The organism is Atlantibacter sp. MEI4A-1023, assembly GCF_056155425.1.
The window spans coordinates 2315596-2333952 of the sequence record NZ_CM149568.1; the positions used below are offsets into that span (position 1 = coordinate 2315596).

Consider the following 18357-nt stretch of genomic DNA (forward strand, 5'->3'; position numbering starts at 1 on the left):
CAAAGGGGGGCTTTTTAATGTGTTTAAAGCGAGTTAATCATGGAAAACAGAAAGTTACCTTCACCGCAATACGATCGCAGCGCGCTGGTTACCCGTTGCGTCCACCTCGGTTTCGGGGCCTTTCACCGCGCCCATCAGGCGGTCTACGCCGATATTCTGGCGACCGATCATCACAGCGACTGGGGTTACTGCGAAGTCAACCTGATTGGTGGCGAGCAGCAAATTGCCGATCTTAATCAGCAGGACCGTTTATACACCGTGGCGGAAATGTCCGCCGACGGCTGGGCGACCCGCGTAGTGGGCGTGGTAAACCAGGCGCTGCACGCGCAGGTCGATGGCCTGGAGGCGGTGCTTAACGCGCTGTGCCAGCCTGAAATCGCGATTATGTCGCTGACCATCACCGAGAAAGGCTACTGCCACTCTCCGGCGACCGGGGAACTGATGCGCGATCACCCGTTAATCGCCGCAGATTTAAAACAGCCGCAGCAACCGGTTTCTGCAGTCGGCGTGATTGTCGCCGCTCTCGCGCGCCGTAAGGCAGCGGGCCTGCGCGGTTTCAGCGTGATGTCCTGCGATAACATGCCGGAAAATGGCCACGTCACCCGTAATGTGGTGCTGGCCTATGCCCACGCGGTAGATGCCGCACTGGCGAACTGGATTGAAAGCGAGGTGACGTTCCCCTCTACCATGGTGGACCGTATTGTTCCGGCGGTTACGCCGGAAACGCTGCATCGCATCGCTGAGCAGACCGGTGTTAACGATCCGGTGGCCGTAGCCTGTGAACCGTTCCGTCAGTGGGTAATAGAAGACAACTTCGTTGCCGGTCGCCCTGCGTGGGAAAAGGCGGGCGCAGAGTTGGTTAAGGATGTGCTGCCGTTTGAAGAAATGAAACTGCGGATGCTCAATGGTAGCCATTCGTTCCTGGCATATCTGGGGTATCTGGCGGGTTATCCGCTAATTAACGTCTGTATGGAAGATGCCAACTTTCGCGCTACCGCACGGGCGTTGATGCTAAACGAACAGGCCCCGACGTTGAAGGTGAAGGGTGTGGATTTATCCCGCTACGCCGACAGCCTGATCGCCCGCTATGAGAACACCGCGCTGGCGCACCGCACCTGGCAAATCGCCATGGACGGCAGCCAGAAGTTGCCGCAACGTATGCTCGACTCCATCCGCTGGCATCTGGCAAACGGGTCGTCATGGTCGCTGTTGGCGCTGGGCGTCGCGGGCTGGATGCGCTATGTGGCAGGCGTCGATGAGCAGGGCGAAGCCATTGAAATCAGCGATCCGCTGAAAGCCAACATTGCGGCAAAAGTGGCGCAGAGCGAGCAGGGCGAGGCGCGGGTTAACGCGCTGCTGGGCCTGTCGGCGATATTTGGCAATGATTTACCGCAAAACCCGGCGTTTGTGGAAGGCGTGACGAAAGCGTATTTGAAGCTGCTGGAAAAAGGTGCGAAAGCAACGGTCGCGGAATACGCAAAAGCGTTATAAAAACCGAATGAATGCCGCCCGCGGCGGCATTCTCACCACTTAGTGCATGCCGAGGCGAATTAATTCAACCGGCGCAACTTTCCCGTCATAGCCTTCCACTTCTACCGTCTGCTGGCGGCGCACATCGGCGGCAGTCATCCCGTCGCTAAGAATAGCACGAACAATGCCGGTATGGCCGGTGCCATTGATCATGACGCGGCTGCCTTCGGTGATGGGATTACGGTTACGGTCATAGGTCATCATGGTGGTTTTCTCCTGAATAGACTGAAAATTCAGACGGTGAATATTTTAAAAATCACCGCAGCGAAAACCTTAACGCCGATCAAAAAAAGCGGATTTGTGTGATGAATGTCACGCTCAGACGTCGTCGCTGAACCAGTCGCGATTTTCCTGCTTAATGAGCTGAACCGACTCGCTGATTTCCTGCAAATGGCGGGTCATGGCAAGGTCAACGCCATCCGCATCGCCTTTTTCCAGCGCGTGGAAAATGCTCAGGTGCTGTTCCAGCAGCATCTCCGGCGGTGACACGTGGTCGAGACTCATATAACGCACCCGGTCAATGGTAGCTTTGATATTTTCAATGGTGTCCCAGGCAAGCTGGCATTCCGCGATGTCAGCCAGTTTCTGGTGAAAGGCGTCGTCGAGTTCGAAAAAGTCGTTAATCTGCTTACGCTCAATGGCGGTGCGCTGTTGGTTAAGGTTTTGCTCCAGCTGATACAACTGCCCGGCGGTGATCATCCCGGCGGCGCGGCGCACCACGGCGCATTCAATCGCCTGGCGGACAAAGCAACCATTACGTACCTGCGCCAGCGAGATTTTATTCACGTAGCTGCCGCGCTGCGGGCGGATCTGAATCAGGCCGTTTTCTGCCAGTTTGATAAAGGCTTCGCGTACCGGCTGGCGGGAGACATCAAACCGCACCGAGACTTCTTTTTCCGACAGCGGCGTACCCGGCGGGATCAGGCAATGAACAATATCGCTGCGCAAAATACGGTAAATTTGCTGGTTAACGGGTTGGGTGGGGTTTAACAGGGTTTCAACGGCCATCGGTATGTGCTTCGTTTGCGGGTAACGTATTCAATCTACCACGGATCTGCTACCCGGCGCGAGGCCGGGTAGCAGGTAAGGATCAGGAACCGCGGTGAACGCTTAGTCCGGCATAGGTCTGGCTAACCGGCATCATTTCAAGGGTGTTGATGTTGACGTGCGCAGGCAGCGTGGCGACCCACCATACCGCTTCGGTGACATCATCCGGGGTTAACGGATTCGCGTTCTGATAGGTTTTGTCGGCTTTCTCATCGTCGCCTTTAAAGCGCACGTTAGAGAACTCGGTGCCGCCTACCAGGCCTGGCTCAATGTCGGTTACGCGAATGGCAGTGCCGTGCAGGTCGGTGCGCAGGTTCAGACTAAACTGGCGCACAAAGGCTTTAGTGGCACCATAGACGTTGCCGCCCGCGTAAGGCCAGTTGCCTGCGGTAGAGCCAATATTGATGATATGACCGCGGTTACGCTCCACCATCCCCGGCAACACGGCGCGGGTCATATACACCAGCCCTTTGTTGTTGGTGTCGATCATGTTTTCCCAGTCTTCAACGCTGGCTTTATGCGCTGGCTCCATCCCCAGCGCCAGCCCGGCGTTGTTGACCAGCACATCAATCGCGCGCCACTCCTGCGGCAGGTTAGTCAGCATCTCTTCAATCGCGGCGCGGTTGCGTACATCCAATTGCGCGGTGTACAGATTATCGCCCAGCTCGTCTTTCAGCTCCTGCAAACGCTCCTGACGGCGGCCAGTGGCAATCACTTTATGACCATTTTGAATAAAACGACGGGTAATGCACTCGCCGAAACCGGCGGTGGCTCCAGTAACCAGGATAATCATCTCGCTGTTCCTCAACGCTTTTCGAAGTGTTGAATACCTTAGCATGCGGAGCCAGGTTGTGGTAAGGGCATCCGTTGTCAGAAATTATTGCGGCCAGGCAAGGGGTTGCATAAGCTTGAGTTTTCCAGAATTCCTGCGGGAGCGCGTTATGCAGCAATCCAATCCTTTTTTTAGCGTCAGCCTGAAGCCTTACCAGGCACCGCCGTTTGACGAAATACGCGATGAACATTACCGCCCGGCGTTTGATGAGGCGTTGCGGTTAAAACGTCAGGAAATCGCGGAGATCGCCGCGTTCGTCGAACCGCCGAGCTTTGATAACACGTTTCTGGCGCTGGAGCTCAGCGGCCAGATGCTCAGCCGCGTCGTTAACGTGTTCTTCGCTATGACCTCGGCGCATACCAACGATTACCTTCAGCAATTGGATGAAGAGTTTTCAACCGAACTGGCGGCGCTGGCGGATGAAATTTATCTTAACCCGGTACTGTTCAGCCGACTGGATACGGTGTATCAGCAACGTCATGAAATGGCCCCGGATGCAGAAGCGCTGCGCCTGATTGAGGTGATATGGCAGAACTTTATGCTGGCGGGGGCCACGCTGGCACCGCAGCAAAAAGCGTCGCTCAAAGCGATTAACCAGTCGCTGGCGCGCCTGACCAGCCAGTTTAATCAACACTTACTGGCGGCGGATAAATCCGGCGGGCTGGAAATTCGCGACGTTAGCCAACTGAAAGGTCTGACGGACGCGGAGATTCAGGCTGCCGCCCAGGCCGCAGCGGATAAAGGGCTGGAAGGGCGCTGGTGGCTAGCGCTGCTTAATACGACTCAGCAGCCCGCATTGCAATCGCTGGAGGATCGCACTACCCGCGAAGCGTTGTTTAACGCGGCCTGGCATCGTACTGAAAAAGGCGATGTTAACGATACGCGTGACATTGTCACAAAGCTGGCGACGCTGCGGGCTGAAAAAGCGGCGTTATTAGGTTTTGATAATTACGCCGCCTGGAGCATTGCCAGCCAGATGGCAAAAACCCCGGACGCCGCGCTGGGCTTTATGCGCAATATTGTTCCGGCCGCGACGGCGCGTGCGCGCCAGGAACAGGCGGACATTCAGGCCTGCATTGATAAACAGCAGGGTGGTTTTCAGGCTAAAGCCTGGGACTGGGCGTTTTACGCTGAACAGGTACGGCGTGAAAAATACGCGCTGGATGAAAACCAACTTCGCGAATACTTCGAGCTGGACCGAGTGCTGAATGATGGTGTGTGCTGGGCCGCCAGCAAACTGTTCGGCCTGAAATTTATCCCACGTGCAGATATCCCGGTTTATCACCCGGACGTGCGGGTATGGGAAATTTTTGATCACACTGGTGCAGGGCTGGCGCTGTTTTATGGTGATTTCTTTGCCCGCGACAGCAAAGGCGGCGGCGCGTGGATGGGCAATTTTGTCGAGCAATCTACGCTGCTTGGCAATTTGCCGGTGATCTATAACGTGTGTAACTACCAGAAACCGGCACACGGCCAGCCCGCACTGATCTCCTGGGATGATGTGGTTACGTTGTTCCATGAATTCGGCCATACCCTGCACGGTTTGTTTGCGCAGCAGCGTTTCGCCACACTTTCCGGCACCAATACGCCGCGTGATTTCGTGGAGTTCCCGTCGCAGATCAATGAGCACTGGGCCAGCCATCCTGAGGTGTTCGCCAACTATGCGCGCCATTACCGTCACGGCGAACCGATGCCGGAAACCTTGAAACAAAGCCTGTTCCGCGCCGCGCAGTTTAATAAAGGTTACGATATGACTGAACTGCTGGCGGCGGCGTTGCTGGATATGAACTGGCATACTCGCTCAGCGGGCGAGCCGCTGGAGAGCGTGGCGGCGTTCGAGCGCCAGGCGCTGGAGAAAGAGAAGGTAGGGATGGAGGCCGTGCCGCCGCGCTATCGCAGTAGCTACTTCGCGCATATTTTCGGCGGTGGTTACGCAGCAGGCTATTACGCTTACCTGTGGACACAAATGCTGGCGGATGATGGTTATCAATGGTTTGTCGGGCAGGGCGGCTTAACCCGGGATAACGGCCAGCGTTTCCGTGAGGCGATTTTATCGCGCGGCAACAGCAGCGATTTAGAGCTGCTGTACCGCGACTGGCGCGGGCGCGAGCCCGAGATTGAGCCGATGCTGAAAAACCGCGGTCTGGCCTGACGCCCAGATAACATCAGCCCGCGCTACCTTTTCAGGTCGCGCGGGTTGAACGTCAGGCGGTTTTGATATCGAGATTATCCGGCGGGTTTTGGTTAGCGGCAGGCAGCGTTTTAAGTATGAGGTCTCCCCCCAGGCTGGCTGTCTTCATCTTTGGACGCACGCCGGGCCCGGTGATGGCGACCGGTACGCCCTGTTCAAGCCAGGCGGTATGGCGCGCTTTCTGCGCGGCGGTTAACGGACGTTCAGCCCAGACCAGAATATGGTCGTAGGGCTCGCGGCTGAGATCCGGTTGGGAAACCACGCCCGCCAGCACCTCAACCTGTAAACCTTCCCCGGCAAAGCGAATGGCTTCGAGCCACAGCTCCACCGTATCACTGAAATTAACCCCGAGGATCAGCATCGAACCGCCTGCGCGTTTACGGACGCTACTCATCGTAAAGGCGGCGTACTCGATCAGCGCGGTATCCAGTCTGACGCGGCTGATTTCCAGGCCTGGCTGGCGGCCTGCCGTAAGCCACAGCCGGAATGGGCGAATAAACTCATCGATAAACACGTGCGGCGGCACTTCACGGGCGATCTTCCAGATGAAACCACGCAGTTTGCTCAGGTTGCCTGCTTCGCACAGCGCGTAGAGCTGCTCCTGCAAGGCAAACCAGCCGGAGTTTTTACGGATTTCTTCTCCCCTCATCAGCGCATGAATGTTGCGCAGCGGCACGCCTTTGCCAATCCACTGCACAATCAAATTTAACTGGTTAATATGTGAAAAATCGTAGTAACGGTGACCCTTTTCATCTTTAAAGGCTTTGATCAGACCATAACGCTGCCACGAACGTAAATTTTGCGTGGTCACACCGCACTGAGAAGCGAGTATTTCAATTGAAAAGCGGCCCATGTCAGGCTCCGTGTGGCAAGTGAGGGGGAACACAACGCCCCGAAAAGCACGCTTGTTAAAAGAGGTTTAACAAAATGCGAATCTCTCAGTATACGTTCTTTTCGAATAAATGACGGTAAATCTGCTCATTAACCTGTTGTGGCGTCACGGGTTTTGCTTCAGGAGGGAGATACATGCATCGGAACGCCCGAGCGATAAAACAGCAACAGGCATTTATAACAAGGGAAGCACAATGGCGCGTCATCTGAGTTTAATAAAGCTAATGTTTAATTAAGCTTTTTCGGGTAATAACGGTTTAAAAAACAGCAGCAGATAAATTTAATGACCGTGCTTCAGAATTAAGAATTTCTTTAAAGTAAATGAAATGGATATGAAATTCGCAAAATAATATACTTCGATTCTTAAATGCATTGTGACACGTGATGACGCCCGGCGTTATGCAGATGAATAACGCAGTACGAATTTTAAGTTATTGATTTCAATAATTAATATCTCCAGAAACATATTGTCCCAGTATTTTTTCTGGGATTTACAATAAAAAATGAATTATTTCTTATAACGGTGCCTAAGTAAGCAGCGTGAAGAATTTTCTCATCATTAGCGCCCTCAAAAGAGCTGCGCGTAAGGTTTTTATGTTTAAGTTAACGGGTTTTAAAAACCAATTTTTACATCCTAAATATTGGTTGACATGGTTTGGCCTTGGTTTTTTGTGGCTGCTGGTGCAATTGCCCTATCCGGCGATCCGCGCGATTGGGTTTAACGCTGGCAAACTGTCGCGGCCTTTTTTAAAACGCCGCGAAACCATCGCCCGTAAAAACATCGGGTTATGTTTCCCCAACAATACGCCGGCAGATACTGAGCGCCTGGTGGCGGAGAATTTTAAATCTCTGGGCATGGCGCTGCTGGAAACCGGGATGGCGTGGTTCTGGTCCGATCGCCGGGTACGCAAATATTTTGATGTAGAAGGCCTGGACAATCTCCGCCGCGCCGCCGCTCAACAGCGGGGTGTGATGGTGGTGGGCGTGCATTTTATGTCGCTGGAGCTTGGCGGGCGGATCATGGGCCTTTGCCAGCCAATGATGGCGACCTACCGGCCTCATAACAATGCGATGATGGAGTGGGTGCAGACGAAAGGCCGTATGCGCTCTAATAAAGCGATGATCGACCGCCGTAACCTCAAAGGCATGGTCAGCGCACTGAAAAAAGGCGAATCGGTTTGGTTTGCGCCGGATCAGGATTACGGTATCAAAGGCAGTTGTTTTGCCCCGTTTTTCGCGGTGAAAGATGTCGCCACCACCAATGGCACCTTTGTGCTGTCGCGCTTATCGCGCTCGGCGTTGCTGACGGTGACGATGGTGCGCAGGGCGGATAACAGCGGCTATCGATTGTTTATTTCCCCGGAAATTGAAAATTACCCGACCAACGAAGCGGAAGCGGCGGCGTTTACCAATCGGATTATTGAACATGAAATCCTGCGCGCGCCGGAACAATATCTCTGGGTGCACCGTCGGTTCAAAACGCGTCCTGCTGGTGAAATGTCGTTATACGTATAGCGGTAAGCGCTAAAAGTACCTGGTCATTATGGCCATTTTACCTGTCATATCTCGGTTTTTTCGATGAATGACAGGTATACATAGGGTACTGTCAATACGTAATATGCATGATATGAACTGGATTTATTATCGTGGCGAATGGTATCGGGTTACCGTCGTCACCAAAGACAAAGAGTATCGCCTGACGCGACCCGGGCACCGCACCCATATCACTATGACCCGTCAGGGACTTGAGCGCGCGCTGCGCGACTATTACAGCCTGGCGATGGCGCCGCGTAAACAGCGCAGCTAAATGCTGCGCTGATCCTCAAGATAGTCCAGCCCTTCGGCGCTAATACGGGTTTCCTGTGAGTGGATGCGCCAGGCGCGCTGACCTACGTTGTAATTCATTGTGATATGAATGAATCCTTTCTCCTGGAGATATAAAAGGTGTCCGTCGAGGGTCATCTCATCCCCTAATGAGGCCGCCAGATCGGCGTAATCTTCTGCTTCCATCGGCAGAGGATAAAGATCTTCCAGCTTGTTCAGAATGGTTCGCAGATGACTTTTCGAGATTCGCATAGCGCATGTCCTTGCCGTGTGGAGTTATCTGATAACTATAGATAACGCAACGATAAACGCCGTTGCAGGCCTGAAAAATTTTCACCCGTTAAAGGTTGCTATCGTTTCGCTTCGCTGCGTATGCTGCCGGGTGGCTTTTCGGGAGGGAAAATGGGCTTACTGATTAAAGCGGCGCTGGGTGCGCTGATTGTGGTGTTAATTGCGATCCTATCGCGGACCAAAAATTATTATATCGCCGGGCTTATTCCGTTATTTCCGACATTCGCGCTGATTGCGCACTATATCGTCGCCACCGAACGTGGGGTCGACGCGTTACGCACTACCATTATTTTCGGGATGTGGTCGATTATTCCCTACTTTATTTATCTCGCGTCGCTGTGGTATTTCACCGGCATGATGCGGGTGCCCTTCGCGTTGATTGCGGCGGTAGGATGCTGGAGTCTCAGCGCCTGGCTGCTGATCCTGTGCTGGACACGTTTCCATTAATTTTACGTGCTTCGTTTACTCGCCGTTGAGCAATAGACTGATAAGTTTAAAGGGTATTCCGGCGTTCTCTTTGCCATTGAGAACTGCGCGCAGACTACGAATTTCAAAGATCTATCCATGCAAGCATTTAACCGTCAGGGCTCTGGCGGTTTTTTTTTGACTTAACAAAACCGCAAAAGTAAAAGGCCCCTCGGTGTGCGTATCAACGAGGGGCCTGTCTCTGGAAGGGACTATCTCCGTTCATTAATCATCCCATTTGTGGCTGAAATAAGCGGCAAGAAAACCGGAAAAAAGAATAATGCCCAGTACTGCCATAAAAACGTTCATATTGCCCAGCATGGTGGACCTCCATTTATTAACTGATAAAACCTCACTTTAGTAAAAAGAACCTCAACCGAGTGCAGAGAGATTACCGCACCCAACCTAAACAAAAGCAGAACTGTGTGAAGATAATGCGGCTGTCAGGTAAAACTTTTGCGATAAGCCGCAGGCGAAACGGAAAAGTGTTGCTGAAAGTGATAGCGCAGGGTGCTGGCGCTGCCGAATCCGACCTGCGCGGCGATAAGGTCAAGCGACAACCGGGTTTTTTCCAGCATAGTTCTGGCGCGCACCAGTCGTTCGTTAAGCAACCAACGCGCAGGCGTGGTGCCGGTGGCATCCTGGAAACGGCGCAGAAAGGTACGCGGACTCATTCCGGCGCGGCTGGCCAGCGACGCCACGGTATGGTTTTCCGCCAGTTGCTGGTGCAGATAATCAAACAGTAAGCCCAGCCGTTTGCTTTCGCGTGCCACCGGCACGGGCCGAACAATACGCTGCGACTGCGCGCCGTCGCGGTGGGGTTGTACGACCAAACGCCGCGCCACGCTATTCGCCGTCTCCTGACCGAAATCACGCCGGACCAGATGCAGGCATAAATCAATGCCCGCCGCGCTGCCTGCGGATGTCAGTAAATCGCCTTCATCGACGTACAGCACATCGGGCACCACGTCGATAGAGGGAAAACGCTGCTGTAGCGCGTCAAGATAGCGCCAGTGGGTAGTTGCTTTGCGCCCATCCAGCAATCCGGCAGCCGCCAGCACAAATACCCCGGAACAAATCGACATAATTCGACAACCCCGTTCGTAAGCGGCGCGCAACTGCTCGCACAGCGCCTCGGGAACCGGCTCGTCCACCCCGCGCCAGCCTGGCACCATCACCGTTCCGGCCTGGGCAATTAACGATAAATCGCCATCCGTTACCACCCGAACACCGCCTGTCGCACGCAACTCGCCTGCATCCACGGACGCAACGGCGAAGCGATACCAGTTTTCTCCCAGCTCCGGTCGCGGCAGACCGAATATTTCCACAGCGACGCCAAATTCAAAAGTACACAAGCCGTCGTAGGCCAGCGCAACAACCAGCGGTTGGGCGAGGGAGTGTTTCATCATGTCATGATCCTGGCGATTTCTGTCACGTCTGACTGCAGCCGTTTTGCAGGGCGGAAGTTAGAGTATTGTTAACACAAAACAGGAGTCATACCAATGAGCTACGTTACTGAATTTTCCCCCGCCGAGCCGCAGCAGGTGGTTGCCCATTATCAACAGCGTTTAGCGTTTGAGACCGATTGCGCGGATGTTCATGCGGCCATCCGCGACGGTCAGCAGGATTTTGTTTTACTGCATGTGGTAGGCAACGAAACGACCTTCGCTCGCCGTCATCTGCCGGGCGCGATTTTTTTGCCCCATCGGGAGATGACGCCTGAGCGCATGGAAGAATGGCCGCAGGACACGCTGTTTGTGGTGTATTGCGCCGGGCCGCACTGCAACGGCGCGGACCGGGCGGCATTAATGCTCGCCGGAATGGGACGATATGTGAAAGTGATGCCTGGCGGCATTACCGGCTGGGCGGATGAGGCGTTACCGTTCGCTTAACTGACGCTGCGCCGCTCTAACCGGCGATACAACGTACTGCGGGAAATGCCCAACTGGCGGGCGGCCTGGGCCATATTGCCGTTGGCTTCACGCAACGCCGCCAGTTCATCCGGTGGCGGGGCGACGGCGCTAAGCGCTGGCGCCGCGCGGAGTCCAGGGCATACCACGCCTTCTGGCAGGGTTTCTTCTTCTATTACATCGCCATCGTCATACAGCGCCAACAGCACTTTCAGGAAACTAAGCAGTTGCCGCACGTTGCCCGGCCAGGGCAGGCGGGCAAGGGTGTGGAGGAGAGTCTCTGACAACGCGATGTGCCGCTTTACGCCGCCCAATTGTTCCCACAGCGTAAGAATAAACGCGGCGAGATCGGGTTTATCACGCAGCGGCGGTAAGCGCAGCTGGAATTCCTGGATGCGGTACAGCAGATCTTCCCGGAAGCTGCCTTGCTCCACGCACAGTTGCAAATCGCGGTGGGTGGCGCACACCAGGGCGAAATTGACGTTGTGACGACCATTGCCGCCCAGCGGCGTGACGCATTTTTCCTGGAGTACCCGAAGCAGGCGGGTTTGCATCGCCAGCGGCATATCCCCGATTTCATCAAGAAACAGCACGCCGTTGTTGGCCTCGCGCAGTTTGCCTTCATAGCCTTTCGGGTTCGCGCCGGTAAACGCGCCGGGCACATAGCCAAACAGTTCTGACTCAATTAAATTTTCCGGGACGGCGGCGCAGTTAATGGCAACAAACGGCCCACTGCGCCAGTGGCTTTGTTGATGCAGGGCGCGGCACAGATGCTCTTTACCACTGCCGGTTTCGCCGGTAATGCACAGCGCAATCCCGGCATTCAGCAGCCGCAGCGCCTGGGGATGTACCGGCTCGGGTAATGGCGGCACGGTAACACGCGCGCTGCGCTGGGTTTGCTGATGCGCCATATAGCGGCGCTGGTTTAGGGCTTCAACAGGCTCAGGATGGTGATTAGGCCGGTGGGTAAATAATGCACGCCACGCCACGCTGCCGATACTCGCCGACGACAGGCCAAACTCCTGCATCGCTTGCCGGTTTGCGCCGAGCAATATCTCATCATTGAACACCATAATCATTTCATTCTCGGGATCGTGTTCTGCGTGTAAACGCAGCAGCCAGCGGTCTTTATTCAGCATACTGCAGGCCCAGTCATGCTCAATTCGCGACACGGCGCGGCGGATTAGCGTGACAGCGTCACGTCCAGGGTGGTCGGCCGGCGTCGATAAATCCAGTACCCCGGCGATTTTTCCGTCCGGGCCGTAAACCGGTGTAGCGGCGCAATACAACCCGGCGTTGTGATTCAGGAAATGCTGCTCGCCCGCCACTTCGCAAAAATTGCCAATCGCCAGCGCGGTGCCAATGGCGTTTGTGCCGCGCGCTTTCTCTCCCCATAAACTGCCGGGCAGCAGGGCGAAGCGCTGGGCTTTATGCAGGAAGTCCTGATTGCCGAGCGTATCCAGCACCAGCCCCTGCGCATCGGACATCACAATAATTGACGGGCTATTTTTCAGGGTTGGCAGCAGGGTACTCAGTTGCGGCTGGAGCAGGCGGGATATCCACGGATTTTGCTCGCGGGCATTATTCAGATCGGCAAGCGGGAGAACAGGTGCCGCTTCATCGTCCCGCCGCAGGCCCAGGCGTTCGGAACGCTGCCAGGATTCGCTGACCAGGCCGGGGAGCACCAGGCGAGAAGTGCTGACGTCGACATGATGTGATCCGATTCTGCGTGGCATTATCCTCTCCGCGTCATGAGTGTTGCATATATGTAGCATCAAAGTGTCTCACCTGTTGCGATGCGCAACACAATTCCGCGACAGGGCGGGACACTGTGTGTCAGGCGGTTTTGTAACGTTATGAATATAAAAAGAAAAAAAATTTAAACGCGGCGGAGGAAATCCTGGCATAAGAACTGCTTATGGAGATAGGCCTTACCCTACAACATCATAATCAGAGGACATTACAATGAAATATGCCCATCCTGACCAGCCAGGCGCAAAAGTCACTTTCCGTGAGCGTTACGGCAACTATATTGGCGGTAAATTTGTTGAGCCGGTTGCAGGCAACTACTTCCCTGACACCACCCCGGTCACGGGCAAAGTGGTGGCGGAATTCCCGCGCTCTGACGCACAGGATATTGAGCGCGCGCTGGACGCCGCCCATGCCGCTGCCGACGCGTGGGGTAAAACCAGCGTTCAGGCGCGTTCGAACGTGCTGCTGGCGATTGCCGATCGCATTGAAGAGAACCTGGAAAAACTGGCCCTGACCGAAACCTGGGATAATGGCAAACCGATCCGCGAGACCTTAGGCGCAGACCTGCCGCTGGCGGTGGATCACTTCCGCTACTTCGCGGGCTGTATTCGCGCCCAGGAAGGCACTGCGGCGGAAATCGATAACACTACCGTGGCGTATCACATCTACGAGCCGCTGGGCGTAGTCGGCCAAATTATCCCCTGGAACTTCCCGATCCTGATGGCGGCATGGAAACTGGCACCGGCGCTGGCGGCAGGTAACTGCGTGGTGCTGAAACCGGCTGAACAAACCCCGCTGAGTATCTGCGTATTAATGGAAACCATTGGCGATCTGCTGCCGGCAGGCGTGGTCAACGTGGTTCACGGCTTCGGTGAAGAAGCGGGCGAAGCGCTGGCGCGCAGTAAACGCATTGAGAAAATCGCCTTTACCGGTTCAACGCCGATTGGCCGCCATATTCTTTCCTGCGCGGCGGAAAACATTATTCCGAGTACCGTCGAGTTGGGTGGGAAGTCGCCAAACATCTACTTCGAAGATGTGATGAACGGCGACCAGGATTTCATCGATAAAGCGGTGGAAGGCGTGGTGCTGGGCTTCTTTAACCAGGGCGAAGTCTGTACCTGCCCGTCGCGCGCGCTGATTCAGGAATCGATTTACCCGCAGTTTATCGAAAAAGTGCTCGCCAAAATGGAAAGCATCCGCAAGGGCGACCCATTTGATACTGACACCATGATCGGTGCGCAGGCGTCTGAAGAGCAGTACGACAAGATCCTTTCGTACATTTCTATTGCCCGTGAAGAAGGCGGTGAAATTCTGGTGGGCGGCGAACGCGTCGGGCACGGCGACGCGCTGGAAACCGGCTTTTACATCCAGCCGACGCTAATCAAAGGCAACAACCAGATGCGCAGCTTCCAGGAAGAGATTTTTGGGCCGGTGATCGGCATCACCACCTTTAAGGATGAAGCGGAAGCCATCGCGCTGGCTAACGATACCCAGTTTGGGCTTGGCGCAGGCGTCTGGACCCGTGACATCAACCGCGCATGGCGTATGGGGCGGGCGATTAAAGCGGGCCGCGTCTGGACCAACTGCTACCATCTGTATCCGGCGCACGCGGCGTTTGGCGGCTATAAAAACTCCGGTATTGGCCGCGAAACCCACAAAATGGCGCTCAATAATTACCAGCAGGTGAAGAACATCCTGGTGAGCTTTGACAATAAGCCGATGGGATTGTACTAACGCTTATGCGCACCGGTTGATGCCGGTGCGCAGTTTAGGGACGGATGTCTTCCATGATCATTTCAGCCTGATGAATTAAATTAATTAAATGATGGTTTTGCCGGCAACAAAAAACTTCCACCGCCACATTTTGTAGCGCCTCGCATTTATAGCCCATTCCGATCAATTGATAATCCGCGCCCAAATACATACGTAATAATAAGCCCGGTTTACCTGCATCAAACCGGTAACAGTCCCGCAGGGCTGCGTGAATGTCTTCCGGTAACAACGTTAAATCTCTTGATTTGTAGAGGTACAATAACGTCTGGGCGTTACGGATCGCTGTGTATTGTTCATCCTTTTCCATTGCGCTTTACCAGGTCGTCAACGCCAGACGTTAAAGTAAGATCTTAGGGTTTTATCTCGCAATGAGTAAGGCGGTTTTTCGGAATTTTAAAGAGAAAGGACGACGAATAAAGGCGTTTACGTTGCTGAAGCCAGCTTGCAATAAAAGAACGGGGTTTTTTCTTTAGTGATCAAGTATGCAGAGGCATTAATTTTAATCAGCTCCAGAGCAATGCCGCTACCGCGATGGATGAAGAACGCAGGGATGAAGATGGGAATGTCTTCAAGGTTTTTGCTGTGAGAGCTATTATCTGTGGAAACGGCAATAATCTGACCATTCATATACCAGAAATCAAAGGAAACGCTTTGTGTGGCATCTTCAAAGATTTTCCCGGCTTGCCCAACCTGCCCACTTGAACGGTATTTTCCTTTATCCCCATTGAAATCAAAGCTGCTTATCAGATTGAATAGGGTGTCGTTCTGTACAACGGACACTTCATTCTGGCAATAAAAGTGAGTCATACGATAGTTGACCAGATAATAAATCGCAGCACTTAACACCCCTAACACCAGTGCCAGAGACCAAAGCGTACGGGATAAATTAATTTTCATTAAGGATGGTCTCCTGATAAATGATGGTCTTACAGTGGGCGGTATCATCGCGGATAGATTTATCACAAAAAACCATGGAGTCTTGCCCGTATTGCCGATTAAAGGTGAGGTAAACGACATTACCTGGCTTGCAAACGAGCTTACTGGCACGGGCTAATTTTTTAAATTTCTCCAGACTGGCTTCTTTCACATCAAAAGATGAATAGATGGCGCACTTGTCGATCTCGCCCAGTGAGTAGTAGCTACTGAAAAAATCTTTACCCAATCGGAGTTGAGTTAAAAAAGCAGGATACAAAATGCTTAAAAAGATAGTGCTGAATATCAGCGGTAGGACGTATTTGAAAAAAAAGCTGCCTTTTAATTTAACAATTAATTTAACTATGTCTTCATGTTTTTTAACATCATGTGGCGCGCGGACAACGACAGGTGACGGATCGGGAGCAATAACCGGGTTGTTAACCGACGATACATTATCTTCAATGCTTAATTGATCGTGGGTTTCTAAAATGTTTTCATCGCAACTACCTCCATCGAGGTATTCGCGATAACTCACTTGCGCGGAGAGCTTAAATCCTTGCTTAGGAATCGTCTTAATTATCTCTTCGTCAATACTGAGCGTTTTTAGCGCCTTTCGTAATAACGCGATATTTTGGTACAGAGTATTTGCGCTAACCAGTGTCCCGTTTTTTTCCCAGACCTCCTCAAAGAGGATTTTTTGGCTCACAACCGCATTATTATTTTGCAGCAAAATGAGCAAACATTGGCTACTTGGCGTGTGTAAAAAAATGGGGTTTGCCGCTCCATCGAGAGCGTGCAAGCTATTAGTATCGGGTGAAAACATAACCTTATCGTTGATGACGTACGTGCCATTCTCGTCCATAACTCTATCTTTAATAATCATATTTAGTTTGAGGATAGCTAATGAATGATTAAGATTCAATGCCGGGTAAAATTCTTAATAAGATATTTATTGCTTAATAATCAATGAGTTAATCTCTATTCAAAGAAAGGCAAGTTATACTTTTAATCATAACCAAATTAAATTCTTTTATATCAACAGGTTGGGTTTGATTCAGGGAATTTCACATAACTTCACACACAGATTTTTCCCAAGCCCATTATTGTGTCTCCACCAGCCGGATGGGGACGCGTTAGCTCAAAGGAAGGGAGGCGCGGAAAGACAAAATGTAGTCTTTCCTTTGCTTCTAAACAGAACGTCAATAGAGAACAGAAACCATTTTTGAGTGTTTCATAAGAATATTACTAATAACCGTGAATAATTTTCTCAATGATACAAGGAGTTAAGAAATTAAATAGATTTTTTCTCTGAAACTTGCGCTTATTTCGTTATGAAAAGTTGATGATGTCGATGAGCGCAATATTTAGTGATTTATTCTGTGATTGACTTCTTTGACGGGCTTTCATACCAGACAAAGGTGTTGGTCAAGGGGAACAACGTAAAAAATTACTATCAACAGGAGGGCCTACTGATATTACTGCGTGTATTGAAACTCAATGTTCGGGATTTATAATCGCCCAATAAAAGTTAAGGTTTTTTAATTGAGTAAATTTGCACGTTTTACTGGATTAATGCACCAGGGAATACTGTTATGAATTACCAACTTTATGGCTTTTTAATCGGCAGAGATATCCATTTCGATATTGAAAATAAATGTCTATATCGCTTATCCGCAAGCGGTGCAGAAAAAAATCTCATTTTCGGTACGATTTACTTTAACGACACCATGATGAATTTATTTCTCTATCTTTTGAGTCACGCGTGTCAGAAAGAGGTATCTAAGGATGAGCTTTTAAAGAAGATCTGGGAAGACCACGACCTCAGCCCATCAACGCAACGTTTATGGCAGGTTCTGAATGCGCTTAATAAAAAATTGAGCATGCTTGGTATTCCCGATGGCTTTATCCATTACGTAAAAGGAAAAGGATACGTTATCGAATATCGTGATATTACTGCGTTGTACTATAAAAAGAGTGATGAATTTATCGATGATAAAAGCATGGCTTAATAATTATTAATTTACTTTTTTATTTTGATGTTTGATTTATTTTATCGGCACTATTTTGCCCCCAGGGATTGAAAGCATTTCATGGGTCGTAATGACCATGAAAAGTACTATTTTTCTGAAAGGTATTTATTTTATGAAACAAGCATTGTATGAGTCCTCATCTTTGCGTCTGCATATCGGCTGCGTCAGAAATGTATTGAACATTATTCTGATCGGCTCCTGCGTTATTTTTAGCCAGGGTGCGTCAGCCAGCAATTTTTCGAACAATAGCGCATCTACCGCCGTGGTCGTAGAGAGTAAGAGCACCTTTGAACATGCGGTGGATGACTATTTCGCTGGGCGTTACGGTGAGGCCAAAAAGGCGTTCGATAAATTACGCAAAACGGATTATGCCAGCGTTAGCGCTGTGCCTGCTGCTGTTAATTTGGCCGCGATGGGAAATTATTCCAGCGCCCAAAAAGCTTTCAGTCGTTTAACTAAGAGTGCCAACGTGCGTGAAAAAGAATATGCACAACTTTGGCAGTTATGGTTAACCGCAAAAAAATGGAGGGGAAGCAACAAGGAGCTTAATAAAAAATTAGAACGTCTGGTCAATGCACAAGACTGGCAACCGTCTTATATGAAAAACATCGCAAAATTATACGCCGGTCAGGAAACCATCGAGAGCGTATTTAATTCTATTTCCACCCAGGTTTTAGATGAAGCGTTACGCAAAGATGCGCTCACTGAAGCCACTTTTTTTGCAGGAGGATATCTGCAAAACGTTAAGCACGACAACGCGGCTGCGATGCAACTGTTTAACGGCAATCTCAACAAGCTTAATAGCGTCTCGCTTGAACGACCGTTTATTGATCGAGAATGCGCCGCGTTAAACAAGCTTGCCCTTCAAAGTAAATAAGGAAATGGCCATTCGGTAAGGAATGGCAG

At 51.8% G+C, this 18357-nt stretch carries 20 protein-coding genes; 9 read left to right on the plus strand and 11 right to left on the minus strand.

What is annotated here, in order from left to right:
* Nucleotides 1–39 precede the first annotated feature (39 nt).
* Nucleotides 40–1491: a mannitol dehydrogenase family protein gene (locus tag ACVV26_RS11200; protein WP_474801613.1), complete on the plus strand. Its 1452-nt coding sequence runs from the start codon at nucleotides 40–42 to the stop codon at nucleotides 1489–1491.
* Nucleotides 1492–1530: 39 nt separating this feature from the next.
* On the opposite strand, the gene ydfZ is transcribed toward ACVV26_RS11200, so the two are convergent.
* From ydfZ to ydfG, 3 genes are all read right to left on the minus strand, one after another.
* Nucleotides 1531–1734: a putative selenium delivery protein YdfZ gene (ydfZ, locus tag ACVV26_RS11205; RefSeq protein ID WP_474801615.1), complete on the minus strand. Its 204-nt coding sequence runs from the start codon at nucleotides 1732–1734 to the stop codon at nucleotides 1531–1533.
* A gap of 114 nt (nucleotides 1735–1848) precedes the next feature.
* Entirely contained in the window at nucleotides 1849–2538 is a 690-nt protein-coding gene (locus ACVV26_RS11210) for a GntR family transcriptional regulator (protein WP_474801617.1), read from the minus strand.
* Nucleotides 2539–2620: 82 nt separating this feature from the next.
* Complete coding sequence (gene ydfG, locus ACVV26_RS11215) at nucleotides 2621–3370, minus strand: bifunctional NADP-dependent 3-hydroxy acid dehydrogenase/3-hydroxypropionate dehydrogenase YdfG (protein WP_474801619.1); 750 nt, start codon at nucleotides 3368–3370, stop codon at nucleotides 2621–2623.
* Between the two features lie 148 nt (nucleotides 3371–3518).
* Here ydfG and dcp point away from each other — a divergent pair, with 148 nt between their 5' ends.
* On the plus strand, nucleotides 3519–5561 hold the full coding sequence (dcp, locus tag ACVV26_RS11220) for a peptidyl-dipeptidase Dcp (RefSeq protein WP_474801621.1): 2043 nt from the start codon (nucleotides 3519–3521) through the stop codon (nucleotides 5559–5561).
* Between the two features lie 52 nt (nucleotides 5562–5613).
* Here the strand turns inward: dcp and ACVV26_RS11225 are convergent, their stop codons facing one another.
* The gene (locus tag ACVV26_RS11225) at nucleotides 5614–6453 is read right to left on the minus strand and encodes a MerR family transcriptional regulator (RefSeq protein WP_474801623.1); all 840 of its coding nucleotides are present in this window, start codon (nucleotides 6451–6453) and stop codon (nucleotides 5614–5616) included.
* A 632-nt stretch (nucleotides 6454–7085) separates the two neighbouring features.
* On the opposite strand from ACVV26_RS11225, the gene lpxP reads away from it, so the two are divergent.
* Nucleotides 7086–8006: a kdo(2)-lipid IV(A) palmitoleoyltransferase gene (gene lpxP / locus ACVV26_RS11230; RefSeq protein ID WP_312979392.1), complete on the plus strand. Its 921-nt coding sequence runs from the start codon at nucleotides 7086–7088 to the stop codon at nucleotides 8004–8006.
* A gap of 112 nt (nucleotides 8007–8118) precedes the next feature.
* Complete coding sequence (locus ACVV26_RS11235) at nucleotides 8119–8298, plus strand: hypothetical protein (RefSeq protein ID WP_474801625.1); 180 nt, start codon at nucleotides 8119–8121, stop codon at nucleotides 8296–8298.
* On the opposite strand, the gene ACVV26_RS11240 is transcribed toward ACVV26_RS11235, so the two are convergent.
* Nucleotides 8295–8567: a hypothetical protein gene (locus ACVV26_RS11240; protein WP_312979394.1), complete on the minus strand. Its 273-nt coding sequence runs from the start codon at nucleotides 8565–8567 to the stop codon at nucleotides 8295–8297. The genes ACVV26_RS11235 and ACVV26_RS11240 overlap by 4 nt on opposite strands.
* A gap of 150 nt (nucleotides 8568–8717) precedes the next feature.
* Between ACVV26_RS11240 and ACVV26_RS11245 the strand changes: the two genes are divergently transcribed.
* A complete protein-coding gene (locus tag ACVV26_RS11245; protein ID WP_312979397.1) occupies nucleotides 8718–9053 on the plus strand; it encodes a GlpM family protein in 336 nt (111 codons plus the stop codon).
* 243 nt (nucleotides 9054–9296) lie between these two features.
* Here the strand turns inward: ACVV26_RS11245 and mgtS are convergent, their stop codons facing one another.
* Both mgtS and ftrA read right to left on the minus strand, forming a co-directional pair.
* Nucleotides 9297–9392, minus strand: a complete 96-nt coding sequence (mgtS, locus tag ACVV26_RS11250; protein ID WP_000901367.1) for a protein MgtS — start codon at nucleotides 9390–9392, stop codon at nucleotides 9297–9299.
* Nucleotides 9393–9514: 122 nt separating this feature from the next.
* Nucleotides 9515–10480, minus strand: coding sequence for a transcriptional regulator FtrA (gene ftrA / locus ACVV26_RS11255; RefSeq protein WP_474801627.1), 966 nt, complete (start codon nucleotides 10478–10480; stop codon nucleotides 9515–9517).
* Between the two features lie 93 nt (nucleotides 10481–10573).
* On the opposite strand from ftrA, the gene ACVV26_RS11260 reads away from it, so the two are divergent.
* The gene (locus ACVV26_RS11260) at nucleotides 10574–10963 is read left to right on the plus strand and encodes a rhodanese-like domain-containing protein (RefSeq protein ID WP_474801629.1); all 390 of its coding nucleotides are present in this window, start codon (nucleotides 10574–10576) and stop codon (nucleotides 10961–10963) included.
* On the opposite strand, the gene ACVV26_RS11265 is transcribed toward ACVV26_RS11260, so the two are convergent.
* The gene (locus ACVV26_RS11265) at nucleotides 10960–12717 is read right to left on the minus strand and encodes a sigma-54-dependent Fis family transcriptional regulator (protein ID WP_474801631.1); all 1758 of its coding nucleotides are present in this window, start codon (nucleotides 12715–12717) and stop codon (nucleotides 10960–10962) included. The two genes, ACVV26_RS11260 and ACVV26_RS11265, sit on opposite strands and share 4 nt — an antisense overlap.
* A 229-nt stretch (nucleotides 12718–12946) precedes the next feature.
* Between ACVV26_RS11265 and exaC the strand changes: the two genes are divergently transcribed.
* On the plus strand, nucleotides 12947–14467 hold the full coding sequence (exaC, locus tag ACVV26_RS11270) for an acetaldehyde dehydrogenase ExaC (protein ID WP_474801633.1): 1521 nt from the start codon (nucleotides 12947–12949) through the stop codon (nucleotides 14465–14467).
* Nucleotides 14468–14501: 34 nt separating this feature from the next.
* On the opposite strand, the gene ACVV26_RS11275 is transcribed toward exaC, so the two are convergent.
* The 3 genes from ACVV26_RS11275 to ACVV26_RS11285 form a co-directional block, all read right to left on the minus strand.
* Nucleotides 14502–14813 carry a hypothetical protein gene (locus tag ACVV26_RS11275; RefSeq protein ID WP_474801635.1) on the minus strand — a complete coding sequence of 104 codons (312 nt, stop codon included), beginning with the start codon at nucleotides 14811–14813 and terminating at the stop codon, nucleotides 14502–14504.
* A gap of 116 nt (nucleotides 14814–14929) precedes the next feature.
* Nucleotides 14930–15403, minus strand: a complete 474-nt coding sequence (locus ACVV26_RS11280) for a hypothetical protein (protein WP_474801637.1) — start codon at nucleotides 15401–15403, stop codon at nucleotides 14930–14932.
* Complete coding sequence (locus ACVV26_RS11285; RefSeq protein WP_474801639.1) at nucleotides 15393–16283, minus strand: winged helix-turn-helix domain-containing protein; 891 nt, start codon at nucleotides 16281–16283, stop codon at nucleotides 15393–15395. The genes ACVV26_RS11280 and ACVV26_RS11285 overlap by 11 nt, the downstream gene beginning before the upstream one ends.
* Nucleotides 16284–17013: 730 nt before the next feature.
* Here ACVV26_RS11285 and ACVV26_RS11290 point away from each other — a divergent pair.
* Both ACVV26_RS11290 and ACVV26_RS11295 read left to right on the plus strand, forming a co-directional pair.
* Nucleotides 17014–17430 (plus strand): winged helix-turn-helix domain-containing protein, encoded by a 417-nt coding sequence (locus ACVV26_RS11290; protein WP_312979419.1) that lies wholly within the window; start codon nucleotides 17014–17016, stop codon nucleotides 17428–17430.
* Nucleotides 17431–17521: 91 nt separating this feature from the next.
* The gene (locus ACVV26_RS11295) at nucleotides 17522–18328 is read left to right on the plus strand and encodes a hypothetical protein (RefSeq protein ID WP_474801641.1); all 807 of its coding nucleotides are present in this window, start codon (nucleotides 17522–17524) and stop codon (nucleotides 18326–18328) included.
* Nucleotides 18329–18357 lie beyond the last annotated feature (29 nt).